Annotated in this window: 23 protein-coding genes; all 23 read left to right on the forward strand. The window is 65.8% G+C overall.

Annotated features, from left to right (window positions below; translation table 11 throughout):
- Nucleotides 1-5: 5 nt before the first annotated feature.
- Complete coding sequence (rplP, locus tag ABZX75_RS13085; protein WP_030026326.1) at nt 6-425, forward strand: 50S ribosomal protein L16; 420 nt, start codon at nt 6-8, stop codon at nt 423-425.
- The gene (rpmC, locus tag ABZX75_RS13090; protein WP_008739703.1) at nt 425-649 is read left to right on the forward strand and encodes a 50S ribosomal protein L29; all 225 of its coding nucleotides are present in this window, start codon (nt 425-427) and stop codon (nt 647-649) included. Before rplP ends, rpmC begins: the two co-directional genes overlap by 1 nt.
- Nucleotides 649-933, forward strand: a complete 285-nt coding sequence (rpsQ, locus tag ABZX75_RS13095) for a 30S ribosomal protein S17 (protein ID WP_355410230.1) — start codon at nt 649-651, stop codon at nt 931-933. The genes rpmC and rpsQ overlap by 1 nt, the downstream gene beginning before the upstream one ends.
- Before the next feature lie 104 nt (nt 934-1,037).
- Nucleotides 1,038-1,406 (forward strand): 50S ribosomal protein L14, encoded by a 369-nt coding sequence (gene rplN / locus ABZX75_RS13100; RefSeq protein WP_003956455.1) that lies wholly within the window; start codon nt 1,038-1,040, stop codon nt 1,404-1,406.
- 2 nt (nt 1,407-1,408) lie between these two features.
- Nucleotides 1,409-1,732 (forward strand): 50S ribosomal protein L24, encoded by a 324-nt coding sequence (gene rplX, locus ABZX75_RS13105; RefSeq protein ID WP_073912889.1) that lies wholly within the window; start codon nt 1,409-1,411, stop codon nt 1,730-1,732.
- On the forward strand, nt 1,732-2,283 hold the full coding sequence (rplE, locus tag ABZX75_RS13110) for a 50S ribosomal protein L5 (RefSeq protein ID WP_030388859.1): 552 nt from the start codon (nt 1,732-1,734) through the stop codon (nt 2,281-2,283). The genes rplX and rplE overlap by 1 nt, the downstream gene beginning before the upstream one ends.
- Nucleotides 2,284-2,288: 5 nt before the next feature.
- The gene (locus ABZX75_RS13115) at nt 2,289-2,474 is read left to right on the forward strand and encodes a type Z 30S ribosomal protein S14 (RefSeq protein ID WP_003956452.1); all 186 of its coding nucleotides are present in this window, start codon (nt 2,289-2,291) and stop codon (nt 2,472-2,474) included.
- Nucleotides 2,475-2,697: 223 nt separating this feature from the next.
- A complete protein-coding gene (gene rpsH / locus ABZX75_RS13120; protein WP_007265911.1) occupies nt 2,698-3,096 on the forward strand; it encodes a 30S ribosomal protein S8 in 399 nt (132 codons plus the stop codon).
- A 20-nt stretch (nt 3,097-3,116) separates the two neighbouring features.
- On the forward strand, nt 3,117-3,656 hold the full coding sequence (gene rplF / locus ABZX75_RS13125) for a 50S ribosomal protein L6 (protein WP_355410231.1): 540 nt from the start codon (nt 3,117-3,119) through the stop codon (nt 3,654-3,656).
- 2 nt (nt 3,657-3,658) lie between these two features.
- Nucleotides 3,659-4,042, forward strand: a complete 384-nt coding sequence (gene rplR / locus ABZX75_RS13130) for a 50S ribosomal protein L18 (RefSeq protein ID WP_030026334.1) — start codon at nt 3,659-3,661, stop codon at nt 4,040-4,042.
- Between the two features lie 45 nt (nt 4,043-4,087).
- On the forward strand, nt 4,088-4,690 hold the full coding sequence (gene rpsE, locus ABZX75_RS13135) for a 30S ribosomal protein S5 (RefSeq protein ID WP_053682615.1): 603 nt from the start codon (nt 4,088-4,090) through the stop codon (nt 4,688-4,690).
- Entirely contained in the window at nt 4,690-4,872 is a 183-nt protein-coding gene (gene rpmD, locus ABZX75_RS13140) for a 50S ribosomal protein L30 (RefSeq protein WP_053682614.1), read from the forward strand. The genes rpsE and rpmD overlap by 1 nt, the downstream gene beginning before the upstream one ends.
- Before the next feature lie 2 nt (nt 4,873-4,874).
- On the forward strand, nt 4,875-5,330 hold the full coding sequence (gene rplO, locus ABZX75_RS13145) for a 50S ribosomal protein L15 (RefSeq protein ID WP_355410232.1): 456 nt from the start codon (nt 4,875-4,877) through the stop codon (nt 5,328-5,330).
- A 187-nt stretch (nt 5,331-5,517) separates the two neighbouring features.
- Nucleotides 5,518-6,831: a preprotein translocase subunit SecY gene (secY, locus tag ABZX75_RS13150; RefSeq protein ID WP_355410233.1), complete on the forward strand. Its 1,314-nt coding sequence runs from the start codon at nt 5,518-5,520 to the stop codon at nt 6,829-6,831.
- Nucleotides 6,831-7,478: an adenylate kinase gene (locus ABZX75_RS13155; protein ID WP_355410234.1), complete on the forward strand. Its 648-nt coding sequence runs from the start codon at nt 6,831-6,833 to the stop codon at nt 7,476-7,478. The genes secY and ABZX75_RS13155 overlap by 1 nt, the downstream gene beginning before the upstream one ends.
- Before the next feature lie 166 nt (nt 7,479-7,644).
- A complete protein-coding gene (map, locus tag ABZX75_RS13160) occupies nt 7,645-8,481 on the forward strand; it encodes a type I methionyl aminopeptidase (protein ID WP_355410235.1) in 837 nt (278 codons plus the stop codon).
- A gap of 128 nt (nt 8,482-8,609) precedes the next feature.
- On the forward strand, nt 8,610-8,831 hold the full coding sequence (infA, locus tag ABZX75_RS13165; RefSeq protein WP_003956442.1) for a translation initiation factor IF-1: 222 nt from the start codon (nt 8,610-8,612) through the stop codon (nt 8,829-8,831).
- A 74-nt stretch (nt 8,832-8,905) separates the two neighbouring features.
- Nucleotides 8,906-9,019, forward strand: a complete 114-nt coding sequence (gene rpmJ, locus ABZX75_RS13170; RefSeq protein WP_003956441.1) for a 50S ribosomal protein L36 — start codon at nt 8,906-8,908, stop codon at nt 9,017-9,019.
- Nucleotides 9,020-9,218: 199 nt separating this feature from the next.
- Entirely contained in the window at nt 9,219-9,599 is a 381-nt protein-coding gene (gene rpsM, locus ABZX75_RS13175; protein WP_355410236.1) for a 30S ribosomal protein S13, read from the forward strand.
- A gap of 54 nt (nt 9,600-9,653) precedes the next feature.
- A complete protein-coding gene (rpsK, locus tag ABZX75_RS13180) occupies nt 9,654-10,058 on the forward strand; it encodes a 30S ribosomal protein S11 (protein WP_003956432.1) in 405 nt (134 codons plus the stop codon).
- Between the two features lie 175 nt (nt 10,059-10,233).
- The gene (locus tag ABZX75_RS13185) at nt 10,234-11,256 is read left to right on the forward strand and encodes a DNA-directed RNA polymerase subunit alpha (RefSeq protein WP_355410237.1); all 1,023 of its coding nucleotides are present in this window, start codon (nt 10,234-10,236) and stop codon (nt 11,254-11,256) included.
- Between the two features lie 134 nt (nt 11,257-11,390).
- Nucleotides 11,391-11,885: a 50S ribosomal protein L17 gene (gene rplQ, locus ABZX75_RS13190; protein ID WP_355410238.1), complete on the forward strand. Its 495-nt coding sequence runs from the start codon at nt 11,391-11,393 to the stop codon at nt 11,883-11,885.
- A 108-nt stretch (nt 11,886-11,993) separates the two neighbouring features.
- Nucleotides 11,994-12,845, forward strand: a complete 852-nt coding sequence (gene truA / locus ABZX75_RS13195) for a tRNA pseudouridine(38-40) synthase TruA (protein ID WP_355410239.1) — start codon at nt 11,994-11,996, stop codon at nt 12,843-12,845.
- Nucleotides 12,846-12,860 lie beyond the last annotated feature (15 nt).

The raw sequence follows: 12,860 nt of genomic DNA on the forward strand, positions 1-12,860 counted from the left end.
CCGACATGCTGATCCCTCGTAGGGTCAAGCACCGCAAGCAGCACCACCCCAAGCGCCGCGGTATGGCCAAGGGCGGTACTGAGGTCTCGTTCGGCGAGTACGGCATCCAGGCGCTCACCCCCGCCTACGTGACGAACCGCCAGATCGAGGCGGCTCGTATCGCGATGACCCGCCACATCAAGCGTGGCGGCAAGGTCTGGATCAACATCTACCCGGACCGTCCGCTGACGAAGAAGCCTGCCGAGACCCGCATGGGTTCCGGTAAGGGTTCTCCTGAGTGGTGGATCGCGAACGTGCACCCGGGCCGGGTCATGTTCGAGCTGTCCTACCCGAACGAGAAGATTGCTCGTGAGGCGCTTACCCGCGCTGCTCACAAGCTTCCGATGAAGTGCCGGATTGTTCGGCGCGAGGCAGGTGAGTCGTGATGGCGACGGGAACCAAGGCGTCCGAGCTGCGAGAGCTCGGCAACGAGGAGCTCGTTGGCAAGCTGCGCGAGGCCAAGGAAGAGCTGTTCAAGCTGCGCTTCCAGGCGGCCACGGGCCAGCTCGAGAACAACGGCCGGCTCAAGTCCGTCCGTAAGGACATCGCTCGCATCTACACCCTGATGCACGAGCGTGAGCTCGGTATCGAGACGGTGGAGAGCGCCTGATGAGCGAGAACAACGTGACTGAGAACAAGACCGACCGCGGTTTCCGCAAGACCCGTGAGGGTCTGGTCGTCAGCGACAAGATGGACAAGACCGTCGTCGTCGCCGTCGAGGACCGCGTGAAGCACGCCCTGTACGGCAAGGTCATCCGCCGTACGAACAAGCTCAAGGCTCACGACGAGCAGAACGCTGCCGGCGTCGGCGACCGCGTCCTCATCATGGAGACGCGTCCGCTGTCGGCGAGCAAGCGCTGGCGCATCGTCGAGATCCTCGAGAAGGCCAAGTAATCACCTGAGGGGTTTCCCTCAGGTTCGTTCCGCCAGGCTCGGTGGGGGCCAGCTCTTCGGAGTGAAGCCCCCGCCGGGAACCGGCAGACAATCAGGAGATAGACGTGATCCAGCAGGAGTCGCGACTGCGTGTCGCCGACAACACTGGTGCCAAGGAGATCCTTTGCATCCGTGTTCTCGGTGGCTCGGGTCGCCGCTACGCGGGCATCGGTGACGTCATCGTCGCCACCGTCAAGGACGCGATCCCCGGTGGCAACGTGAAGAAGGGTGACGTCGTCAAGGCGGTCATCGTTCGCACCGTCAAGGAGCGCCGCCGCCAGGACGGCTCGTACATCCGCTTCGACGAGAACGCCGCCGTCATTCTGAAGAACGACGGCGACCCTCGCGGCACCCGTATCTTCGGCCCGGTGGGCCGTGAGCTGCGCGAGAAGAAGTTCATGAAGATCATCTCGCTCGCGCCGGAGGTGCTGTAAGCATGAAGATCAAGAAGGGCGACCTGGTTCAGGTCATCACCGGTAAGGACAAGGGCAAGCAGGGCAAGGTCATCGTTGCCTTCCCCGCTGAGAACCGTGTCCTCGTCGAGGGTGTCAACCGGGTCAAGAAGCACACCAAGGCCGGTCAGACCGCTGGTGGTTCGCAGACCGGTGGCATCGTGATCACCGAGGCGCCGATCCACGTCAGCAACGTTCAGCTGGTTGTGGAGAAGGACGGCCAGAAGGTCGTTACCCGCGTCGGTTTCCGCTTCGACGACGAGGGCAACAAGATCCGCGTTGCCAAGCGGACGGGTGAGGACATCTGATGGCTACCACTCCGCGTCTCAAGACGAAGTACCGCGAGGACATCGCGGGCAAGCTGCGTGAAGAGTTCTCCTACGAGAACGTCATGCAGATTCCCGGCCTCGTGAAGATCGTGGTCAACATGGGTGTGGGCGACGCCGCCCGCGACTCCAAGCTGATCGACGGCGCCATCAAGGACCTGACGACGATCACCGGCCAGAAGCCGGCCGTCACGAAGGCCCGGAAGTCCATCGCGCAGTTCAAGCTGCGCGAGGGTCAGCCGATCGGCTGCCACGTCACCCTCCGTGGTGACCGCATGTGGGAGTTCCTGGACCGTACGCTGTCGCTCGCGCTTCCGCGTATCCGTGACTTCCGTGGTCTGTCGCCGAAGCAGTTCGACGGCCGTGGCAACTACACCTTCGGTCTCACGGAGCAGGTCATGTTCCACGAGATCGACCAGGACAAGATCGACCGTACCCGGGGTATGGACATCACCGTGGTCACCACGGCGACCAACGACGACGAGGGCCGCGCCCTCCTTCGTCACCTCGGCTTCCCCTTCAAGGAGGCGTAAGCGAGATGGCGAAGAAGGCTCTCATCGCGAAGGCTGCCCGTAAGCCCAAGTTCGGTGTGCGTGCGTACACCCGCTGCCAGCGCTGCGGTCGCCCTCACTCCGTGTACCGCAAGTTCGGCCTGTGCCGCGTGTGCCTTCGTGAGATGGCTCACCGTGGCGAGCTGCCGGGCGTGACCAAGAGCTCCTGGTAATTCCCCTCAGTCCTCAGGGACTTGGGAACATCCAGAGACTCTCGGTAAGCATCTGGTCGGTGGGTGCCCTCCTCCGCATGCCGTAGGCTTGTGGGGTTGGGCGTCCGCCGTCCATAACGACTTACTACGCCGTAGGTCCCCGCACCGCACCCGTCCCGCCACTGAGTGGGGAGAGGGATGGCGCATACAGGAAACCCCGGCGAGAGAGGCCGAAGGCCACTTCATGACCATGACTGACCCGATCGCAGACATGCTCACGCGTCTGCGTAACGCTAACTCGGCGTACCACGACACCGTCGTGATGCCGCACAGCAAGATCAAGTCGCACATCGCGGAGATCCTCAAGCAAGAGGGTTTCATCACCGGCTGGAAGGTCGAGGACGCCGAGGTCGGCAAGAACCTCGTCCTCGAGCTGAAGTTCGGGCCGAACCGTGAGCGCTCCATTGCGGGCATCAAGCGGATCTCGAAGCCCGGTCTGCGCGTGTACGCGAAGTCCACCAACCTGCCGAAGGTCCTCGGCGGCCTGGGCGTGGCGATCATCTCCACGTCCCACGGTCTCCTGACCGGCCAGCAGGCAGGCAAGAAGGGCGTAGGTGGGGAAGTCCTCGCCTACGTCTGGTAGTCGGGAACGGAGGAAAAGCAATGTCGCGAATCGGCAAGCTCCCCATCCAGGTTCCCGCCGGTGTGGACGTCACCATCGATGGCCGCACGGTCGCTGTGAAGGGCCCCAAGGGTTCCCTCTCGCACACCGTCGCTGCGCCCATCGCCGTCGTTAAGGACGAGGACGGCGTTCTGAACGTCACCCGCCCCAACGACGAGCGTCAGAACAAGGCCCTGCACGGCCTGTCCCGCACGCTGGTGGCGAACATGATCACCGGTGTGACCACGGGATACGTCAAGGCTCTCGAGATCAGCGGTGTCGGTTACCGCGTGGCCGCGAAGGGCTCCAACCTGGAGTTCCAGCTCGGTTACAGCCACCCGATCCTGGTGGAGGCGCCCGAGGGCATCTCCTTCAAGGTCGAGTCGCCGACCAAGTTCTCGGTCGAGGGCATCGACAAGCAGAAGGTCGGCGAGGTCGCCGCCAACATCCGCAAGCTGCGGAAGCCCGACCCGTACAAGGCCAAGGGTGTCAAGTACGCCGGCGAAGTCATCCGCCGCAAGGTCGGAAAGGCTGGTAAGTAGCCATGGCATACGGTGTAAAGATCGCCAAGGGCGACGCGTACAAGCGTGCCGCCAAGGCTCGCCGACACATCCGCATCCGCAAGAACGTCTCGGGTACGGCGGAGCGTCCGCGCCTCGTCGTGACGCGTTCCAACCGCAACATCGTTGCTCAGGTCATCGACGACCTCCAGGGTCACACCCTGGCGTCCGCGTCGACCCTGGACGCTTCGATCCGCGGTGGCGAAGGCGACAAGAGCGCCCAGGCCCAGGCTGTCGGCGCGCTCGTCGCCGAGCGTGCCAAGGCTGCGGGTGTCGAGACCGTCGTGTTCGACCGCGGTGGCAACCGATACGCCGGGCGCATTGCCGCTCTGGCTGACGCCGCCCGCGAAGCCGGGCTGAAGTTCTAAGCCCCGGTTCCGGGACTCACGGACGTAACAGAGAGAGGTAATCCAATGGCTGGACCCCAGCGCCGCGGAAGCGGTGCCGGTGGCGGCGAGCGGCGGGACCGGAAGGGTCGCGACGGTGGCCCTGCCGCCGAGAAGACCGCTTACGTTGAGCGCGTTGTCGCGATCAACCGCGTCGCCAAGGTTGTCAAGGGTGGTCGCCGCTTCAGCTTCACCGCGCTGGTCGTGGTGGGCGACGGTGACGGCACTGTAGGTGTCGGTTACGGCAAGGCCAAGGAAGTTCCCGCGGCCATCGCCAAGGGTGTCGAGGAAGCCAAGAAGAACTTCTTCAAGGTTCCGCGCATCCAGGGCACCATCCCTCACCCGATCACGGGCGAGCGTGCCGCGGGCGTCGTGCTCCTGAAGCCGGCTTCCCCCGGTACCGGTGTTATCGCCGGTGGTCCGGTGCGCGCCGTTCTGGAGTGCGCCGGCGTTCACGACATCCTGTCGAAGTCGCTTGGCTCGTCCAACGCGATCAACATCGTGCACGCGACCGTGGCGGCCCTCAAGGGCCTGCAGCGTCCCGAGGAGATCGCGGCTCGCCGTGGTCTGCCCCTCGAGGACGTCGCCCCCGCGGCTCTGCTTCGTGCACGTGCTGGGGCGGGTGCGTAATGGCTCGCCTCAAGATCACGCAGACGAAGTCGTACATCGGCAGCAAGCAGAACCACCGTGACACTCTGCGTTCGCTCGGGCTCAAGCGCCTGAACGACGTGGTCGTCAAGGAGGACCGCCCCGAGTTCCGCGGAATGGTGCAGACCGTCCGCCACCTCGTGACGGTTGAGGAGGTTGACTAATCATGGCTGAAAACAGCCCGCTGAAGGCCCACAACCTCCGTCCCGCCCCCGGCGCCAAGACCGCGAAGACCCGTGTCGGTCGTGGTGAGGCGTCGAAGGGTAAGACGGCCGGTCGTGGTACGAAGGGCCAGAAGGCCCGTTACCAGGTTCCGGAGCGCTTCGAGGGCGGGCAGATGCCCCTCCACATGCGTCTCCCGAAGCTCAAGGGCTTCAAGAACCCCTTCCGCACCGAGTACCAGGTCGTGAACCTGGACAAGCTCGGCGCTCTCTACCCCGAGGGTGGAGAGGTCACGGTGGCCGACCTGGTCGCCAAGGGCGCGGTGCGCAAGAACAGCCTCGTCAAGGTCCTGGGCCAGGGCGAGATCTCCGTGGCGCTGCAGGTTTCGGTTGACGCCGTTTCCGGCTCCGCCAAGGAGAAGATTGCCGCCGCCGGCGGCACTGTCACCGAGCTCGTCTAAGACGAATAAAGTGACTAAATAGCTCGAAACCCGACCGGGGATGCCTCACATATGGGGCATCCCCGGTTGGTCGTTCCACGGGGGGCGCAGTCGCCGGTAAGGTGGCCTGCACCTTTGCTTGTACGTATTCGTCGATCCCTCAGACCGTCACCTCTGACGCAGTAGCGCGGGGGTCGCAGGAGGCACCGTGCTCACCGCGTTCGCCCGGGCGTTCAAGACGCCCGACCTGCGCAAGAAGCTGCTCTTCACGCTCGGCATCATCGTGCTGTTCCGGCTCGGGTCCCACATCCCGGTACCCGGCGTGAGCTACAAGAACGTTCAGATCTGTGTCGACCAGGCCGGGAGCAGCAACAGTCTGTTCGGTCTCGTCAACATGTTCAGCGGCGGTGCGCTGCTGCAGATCACGATCTTCGCGCTCGGCATCATGCCGTACATCACGGCGAGCATCATCCTGCAGCTGCTGACCGTGGTCATCCCGAAACTGGAGACCCTCAAAAAAGAGGGACAGTCCGGCACGGCGAAGATCACTCAGTACACGCGCTATCTGACGGTCGCACTCGCGATCCTGCAGGGCACGGGCCTCGTGGCCACTGCCCGCACTGGTGCCCTGTTCCAGGGCTGCCAGGTCGCCAGCCAGATCGTCCCGAACCGGTCGATCTTCACCACCGTCGTCATGGTCGTCACCATGACCGCCGGTACCTGTGTCGTGATGTGGCTCGGTGAGCTCATCACCGACCGCGGCATCGGCAACGGCATGTCGATCCTGATGTTCATCTCGATCGCCGCCGGCTTCATCGGCGCCCTGTGGACCATCAAGGAGCAGGGCAAGATCGCCGACGGATGGGTCGAGTTCGGCGTCGTCATGCTCGTCGGACTCGCGATGGTGGGTCTGGTGGTCTTCGTCGAGCAGGCGCAGCGCCGGATTCCCGTCCAGTACGCGAAGCGCATGATCGGTCGCCGTGCTTACGGCGGAACCTCCACCTACATCCCGCTCAAGGTGAACCAGGCGGGCATCATCCCCGTCATCTTCGCCTCGTCGCTGCTCTACATCCCGGCGCTCGTCGTGCAGTTCAGCGGTTCCACCGCCGGCTGGGCCACCTGGATCAACAAGCACTTCGTCAAGGGCGACCACCCGTACTACATCGCGGTGTACTTCCTCCTGATCGTCTTCTTCGCGTTCTTCTACGTGGCGATTTCCTTCAACCCCGAGGAAGTTGCAGACAACATGAAGAAGTATGGTGGGTTCATCCCGGGTATCCGCGCCGGTCGACCTACCGCCGAGTACCTGAGCTACGTACTCAACCGGATCACCTGGCCGGGGTCGCTGTACCTGGGTCTCATCGCTCTTGTGCCGACGATGGCGTTGGCCGGCTTCGGAGCGAACCAGAACTTCCCGTTCGGCGGGACGAGCATCCTGATCATCGTGGGTGTGGGTCTGGAAACCGTGAAGCAGATCGAGAGCCAGCTCCAGCAGCGTAATTACGAAGGGTTCCTCCGCTGATGCGAATCGTCCTCGTCGGACCGCCCGGTGCGGGCAAGGGAACGCAGGCCGCGTTCCTTGCCAAGAACCTGTCGATCCCGCACATCTCCACGGGCGACCTGTTCCGGGCCAACATCAGCCAGAACACCGAGCTCGGCCGGCGCGCCAAGGCGTTCATGGACGCCGGTGACCTCGTCCCCGACGAGATCACCATCGGCATGGCCAAGGACCGCATGGAGCAGCCCGACGCCGTGAACGGCTTCCTGCTCGACGGCTTCCCGCGGAACGTGGCACAGGCCGAAGCCCTCGACGTGATGCTCCAGGCCGAGGGCATGAAGCTCGACGCGGTCCTGGACCTGGAGGTCGAGGAGGACGAGGTCGTCAAGCGGATCGCCGGTCGGCGCACCTGCCGCAACGACTCCGCCCACGTCTTCCACGTGACGTACGCCCCGCCGAAGACCGACGGTGTCTGCGACACCTGCGGCGGCGAGCTGTACCAGCGCGGCGACGACTCCGAGGGCACGGTCCGCAACCGGCTGGAGGTCTACCACACGCAGACCGAGCCGATCATCGACTACTACAAGGCCCAGGGCCTGCTGGTGACCATCCCGGCCCTCGGCGAGGTCGCGGACGTCACGCAGCGCGCGATGGAAGCCCTCAAGAAGTAGTCACCCTTCGTGGCGCAGATCCGGCCGTGGTGTCCCTCGGGGCGCCGCGGCCGTCTGCGTGGCGCGGGTTCGCTGGACATCAGCCAATAATTGGGGAACCACGGCGGAGAGCGACCACCTCCGCGAGAGCGGCGGCGGTTCAGCCGCACAACACGGAGGCACGTTCATGGTCCAGATCAAGACGCCCGAGCAGATCGCGAAGATGCGCGAGGCCGGGCTGGTCGTCGCCGCCATCCACGCGGCGACGCGCGAGGCGGCCGTGCCGGGCGCCACGACGCGGGATCTGGACATGGTCGCCCGCAAGGTCATCGCCGACGCGGGTGCCAAGTCGAACTTCCTCGGCTACGGAGGCTTCCCCGCGACCATCTGCACCTCGGTGAACGAGGTCGTCGTCCACGGCATCCCGGACGACAAGACGGTCCTCAAGGACGGCGACATCATCTCGATCGACGCCGGCGCGATCGTCGACGGCTGGCACGGCGACGCCGCGTACACCGCCTTCGTGGGCTCTGGACACGCCCCTGAGCTGCTGGAGCTCTCCCGGGTGACCGAGGAGTCCATGTGGGCCGGTATCGCCGCCATGAAGCTCGGCAACCGCCTCGTGGACATCTCCAAGGCGATCGAGCAGTACATCCGCCGCCAGCCGCGGCCCTCGACCGGCAAGTACGGGATCATCGAGGACTACGGCGGCCACGGCATCGGGTCCGAGATGCACATGGACCCCCACCTGCTGAACTACGTCTCGCGCAAGCGGGGCAAGGGGATCAAGCTGGTCCCCGGCGTCTGCCTGGCCATCGAGCCGATGGTCTCCCTGGGCACCGCCCAGACGGAGGTCCTGGCGGACGACTGGACGGTCATCACGACGGACGGCAGCTGGTCCTCGCACTGGGAGCACTCCATCGCGCTCACCGAGGCCGGGCCCATCGTCCTGACCAGCCCGGACTGCGGCAAGGCGAAGCTGGCGGAGTACGGGGTCACCACGGCCCCGGACCCCCTGGCGTAATGATCTACAATGCGGGGCAAACTTTCCGGATTCGTCTTTCAGGGTGCCCTGACGTAGACTGACTCGTCGGCTCTCGTGCACTTCCATGCCTGGGAGCCGATCAAGGTAGCCGATTCGAAAGGCGAAGCGTGGCCAAGAAGCAAGGTGCCATCGAAATCGAGGGCACCGTGATCGAGTCCCTCCCGAACGCGATGTTCAAGGTGGAACTCCAGAACGGTCACAAGGTCCTCGCGCACATCAGCGGCAAGATGCGGATGCACTACATCCGCATCCTCCCGGATGACCGGGTCGTGGTGGAGCTCTCCCCGTACGACCTGACGCGTGGCCGGATCGTCTACCGATACAAGTAGATCTTGTCTTCACTCCCGCCCGGACATTCCGTCCCGGCGCGGGTGGTGGCACTGACCCGGAGAACCTCACCCACATGAAGGTCAAGCCGAGCGTCAAGAAGATCTGCGACAAGTGCAAGGTGATCCGCCGTCACGGTCGGGTCATGGTCATCTGCGACAACCTGCGCCACAAGCAGCGCCAGGGCTGACGCACGCCGACCGACCTGCACTACGCAGTTCTTCGCGCGACGTAAGAAAACGTACATACGCAGAACCCGCCCAGCCCTGAACGGGGCCGGCGGTACCTCCGGCGGGGGCCGGGGACCCGGACGTACCATCACCCACTTCGGGTGGTCGGCGGTCGGGAACGGTTCTGCGGAAGACCCCCGAACACACAGGAGCCATTGAATGGCACGCGTTTCCGGTGTTGACATCCCGCGCGAAAAGCGCGTGGAGATCGCACTTACCTACGTCTTCGGTGTCGGGCGCACCCGGTCCAAGGAGATCCTCGCCTCGACCGGCGTGAACCCGAACACCCGCGTTCGTGACCTGGCCGAAGAGGACCTCGTCAAGATCCGCGAGTACGTGGACGCCAACCTCCGCACCGAGGGTGACCTCCGCCGCGAGATCCAGGCCGACATCCGTCGCAAGGTCGAGATCCAGTGCTACCAGGGTATTCGCCACCGTCGTGGCCTGCCCGTGCACGGTCAGCGCACCAGCACGAACGCTCGTACCCGCAAGGGCCCGCGTCGCGCGATCGCCGGTAAGAAGAAGCCGGGCAAGAAGTAGTCCTGTTCAGCGGTCTTGCGCTGTAGGACCGACCACCTCCCGTAGGAGAAATAGATGCCCCCCAAGGGTCGTCAGGGCGCTGCCAAGAAGGTGCGCCGCAAGGAAAAGAAGAACGTCGCTCATGGGCACGCCCACATCAAGAGCACGTTCAACAACACCATCGTGTCGATCACGGACCCCTCGGGCAACGTGATCTCCTGGGCCTCCGCCGGCCACGTCGGCTTCAAGGGTTCGCGCAAGTCCACCCCCTTCGCCGCGCAGATGGCCGCCGAGTCGGCCGCCCGCCGCGCGCAGGAGCACGGCATGCGCAAGGTTGACGTCTTCGTCAAGGGTCCGGGCTCGGGCCGCGAGACCGCGATCCGCTCCCTCCAGGCCACCGGCCTCGAGGTCGGCTCGATCCAGGACGTCACCCCCACCCCGCACAACGGCTGCCGTCCGCCGAAGCGCCGCCGCGTCTGACGCGTCGCGCTTGGCGTACTCGTACGCCGTGCGTTCTCGAGGTTCCGGGCGGCACGACCCCCTTCCGGGGACGTGTCGCCCGTACCCTTGCCTCAAGCAGTAGTGACGCCGGGCTCCGCCCGGTGGATCCGTAGGACGTCAAATAGTGGGCGTCCGCGACTGAAGGAACACAGACATGCTGATCGCTCAGCGTCCTTCGCTGACCGAAGAGGTCGTCGACGAATACCGCTCGCGGTTCGTGATCGAGCCGCTGGAGCCGGGCTTCGGCTACACCCTCGGTAACTCCCTGCGCCGCACGCTCCTCTCCTCGATCCCGGGTGCCGCTGTCACCAGCATCCGCGTCGACGGCGTCCTGCACGAGTTCACCACCGTGCCGGGTGTCAAGGAGGACGTCACCGACCTCATCCTCAACATCAAGCAGCTGGTCGTCTCCTCGGAGCACGACGAGCCGGTCGTGATGTACCTGCGCAAGCAGGGTCCCGGCCTGGTCACCGCCGCCGACATCGCGCCCCCGGCCGGTGTCGAGGTGCACAACCCGGACCTCGTCCTCGCCACGCTCAACGGCAAGGGCAAGCTGGAGATGGAGCTGACCGTCGAGCGCGGTCGCGGCTACGTCTCCGCCGTCCAGAACAAGCAGCTGGGCCAGGAGATCGGTCGTATCCCGATCGACTCCATCTACAGCCCGGTCCTCAAGGTCACCTACAAGGTCGAGGCGACCCGAGTCGAGCAGCGCACCGACTTCGACAAGCTGATCGTCGACGTCGAGACCAAGCAGGCCATGCGCCCGCGCGACGCCATGGCGTCCGCCGGTAAGACCCTGGTCGAGCTGTTCGGTCTGGCGCGCGAGCTCAACATCGACGCCGAGGGCATCGACATGGGCCCGTCGCCGACGGACGCGGCGCTCGCCGCCGATCTCGCCCTGCCGATCGAGGAGCTCGAGCTCACCGTTCGGTCGTACAACTGCCTCAAGCGCGAGGGCATCCACTCCGTGGGTGAGCTCGTGGCCCGCTCCGAGGCGGACCTGCTCGACATCCGCAACTTCGGTGCGAAGTCGATCGACGAGGTCAAGGCGAAGCTCGCCGGCATGGGTCTGGCCCTCAAGGACAGCCCGCCCGGATTCGACCCGACCGCCGCCGCCGACGCCTTCGGCGCCGACGACGACGCGGACGCCGGTTTCGTCGAGACCGAGCAGTACTGATTCTTCCCGTCGCCGGGGGCTGGGGCTTCGGCCCCTGCCCCCGGCCGGGCTTGATCGCTTCCGCGGGGCAGCCGCCCCGGGGGAACTGACACCGGTACCTGACACGGCCGGTGCAGATATGAAGGAGTATCACCATGCCGCGTCCCGCAAAGGGTGCCCGTCTGGGCGGCAGCGCCGCGCACGAGAAGCACCTTCTCGCGAACCTCGCGAAGGCGCTCTTCGAGCACGGCCGCATCACCACCACCGAGGCCAAGGCCCGCCGCCTGCGTCCCTACGCCGAGCGTCTGGTCACCAAGGCCAAGAAGGGCGACATCCACAACCGTCGCCTGGTGCTGCAGACGATCACGGACAAGAGCATCGTGCACACGCTGTTCACCGAGATCGCCCCGCGCTACGAGAACCGCCCCGGTGGTTACACGCGCATCACCAAGATCGGCAACCGTCGTGGCGACAACGCCCCGATGGCCGTCATCGAGCTGGTCGAGGCCCTGACCGTGGCCCAGGCCGCCACCGGTGAGGCCGAGGCCGCCACCAAGCGTGCGGTCAAGGAGGCCGAGGCCAAGTCCGAGGCCAAGTCCGAGACCGAGGCCACCGAGGCGCCCGCCGCCGAGGAGACCAAGGAGGCCTGATCCTCCGGGATCTCGTCTGCTTGAACGGCTCTGACGGGCCCGCCCCTTTCCGGGGCGGGCCCGTTCCGCGTTCCCTGGCGTTTTCAGGTTTTTGAGAGGATCGGTCACGTGAGTGACGAGGTGGAGCCCGGGCACGTCCGGGTGCGGCTGGACCTGAGTTACGACGGCAAGGACTTCTCCGGCTGGGCGAAGCAGCGCGTGCTGCGGACCGTGCAGGGGGAGCTGGAATCGGCTCTGAAGACCGTCATGCGGCTGTCCGAGCCGGTGGAGCTGACCGTGGCCGGGCGTACGGACGCGGGCGTGCACGCCCGCGGCCAGGTGGCGCAGTTCGACCTGGCCGAGGAGGTGTGGGCCGAGCACCACGACAAGCTGCTGCGCCGCCTCGCGGGCCGGCTGCCGCACGACGTACGGGTGTGGAAGGCCGCCGAGGCCCCGGAGGGGTTCAACGCGCGCTTCTCGGCCATCTGGCGCCGTTACGCCTACCGCGTGGGCGACCACCAGGCCGGCGTCGACCCGCTGCGCCGCGGCCACGTGCTGTGGCACCAGTGGCCGCTCGACGTGGACGCGATGAACGAGGCCGCCGCCGCGCTCGTCGGCGAGCACGACTTCGCCGCGTACTGCAAGAAGCGCGAGGGCGCCACGACCATCCGTACGCTCCAGCAGCTCAGCTGGGAGCGAGCCGAGGACGGGATCATCACCGCGACCGTCCGCGCCGACGCCTTCTGCCACAACATGGTCCGCTCGCTGGTGGGCGCGCTGCTGCACGTCGGGGACGGGCACCGGCCGGTCGACTGGCCCGGCCGGGTGCTGGCCGCGGGCGTACGGGACTCCTCGGTGCACGTGGTCAAGCCGCACGGGCTGACCCTGGAGGAGGTCGGCTACCCGGCGGACGAGCTGCTGGCCGCGCGCAGCAAGCAGGCGCGGAACATGCGGACGCTGCCGGGAGCGGGCTGCTGCTGATCACCGTCCGCCCTT

This window comes from Streptomyces sp. NPDC003038, from assembly GCF_040611115.1.
Classification (GTDB): Bacteria; Actinomycetota; Actinomycetes; order Streptomycetales; family Streptomycetaceae; genus Streptomyces.

Coding starts and splice junctions, on each gene's coding strand:
- rplP (WP_030026326.1), top strand. CDS start 6: ATGCTGATCCCTCGTAGGGTCAAGCACCGCAAGCAGCACCACCCCAAG.
- rpsQ (WP_355410230.1), top strand. CDS start 649: ATGAGCGAGAACAACGTGACTGAGAACAAGACCGACCGCGGTTTCCGC.
- rpsM (WP_355410236.1), top strand. CDS start 9,219: ATGGCACGCGTTTCCGGTGTTGACATCCCGCGCGAAAAGCGCGTGGAG.
- rplQ (WP_355410238.1), top strand. CDS start 11,391: ATGCCGCGTCCCGCAAAGGGTGCCCGTCTGGGCGGCAGCGCCGCGCAC.
- ABZX75_RS13155 (WP_355410234.1), top strand. CDS start 6,831: ATGCGAATCGTCCTCGTCGGACCGCCCGGTGCGGGCAAGGGAACGCAG.
- map (WP_355410235.1), top strand. CDS start 7,645: ATGGTCCAGATCAAGACGCCCGAGCAGATCGCGAAGATGCGCGAGGCC.
- rplE (WP_030388859.1), top strand. CDS start 1,732: ATGGCTACCACTCCGCGTCTCAAGACGAAGTACCGCGAGGACATCGCG.
- rplO (WP_355410232.1), top strand. CDS start 4,875: ATGGCTGAAAACAGCCCGCTGAAGGCCCACAACCTCCGTCCCGCCCCC.
- rpmC (WP_008739703.1), top strand. CDS start 425: ATGGCGACGGGAACCAAGGCGTCCGAGCTGCGAGAGCTCGGCAACGAG.
- rplR (WP_030026334.1), top strand. CDS start 3,659: ATGGCATACGGTGTAAAGATCGCCAAGGGCGACGCGTACAAGCGTGCC.
- ABZX75_RS13115 (WP_003956452.1), top strand. CDS start 2,289: ATGGCGAAGAAGGCTCTCATCGCGAAGGCTGCCCGTAAGCCCAAGTTC.
- rplF (WP_355410231.1), top strand. CDS start 3,117: ATGTCGCGAATCGGCAAGCTCCCCATCCAGGTTCCCGCCGGTGTGGAC.
- rpsH (WP_007265911.1), top strand. CDS start 2,698: ATGACCATGACTGACCCGATCGCAGACATGCTCACGCGTCTGCGTAAC.
- ABZX75_RS13185 (WP_355410237.1), top strand. CDS start 10,234: ATGCTGATCGCTCAGCGTCCTTCGCTGACCGAAGAGGTCGTCGACGAA.
- rpsE (WP_053682615.1), top strand. CDS start 4,088: ATGGCTGGACCCCAGCGCCGCGGAAGCGGTGCCGGTGGCGGCGAGCGG.
- rpmD (WP_053682614.1), top strand. CDS start 4,690: ATGGCTCGCCTCAAGATCACGCAGACGAAGTCGTACATCGGCAGCAAG.
- rplX (WP_073912889.1), top strand. CDS start 1,409: ATGAAGATCAAGAAGGGCGACCTGGTTCAGGTCATCACCGGTAAGGAC.
- rpsK (WP_003956432.1), top strand. CDS start 9,654: ATGCCCCCCAAGGGTCGTCAGGGCGCTGCCAAGAAGGTGCGCCGCAAG.
- rpmJ (WP_003956441.1), top strand. CDS start 8,906: ATGAAGGTCAAGCCGAGCGTCAAGAAGATCTGCGACAAGTGCAAGGTG.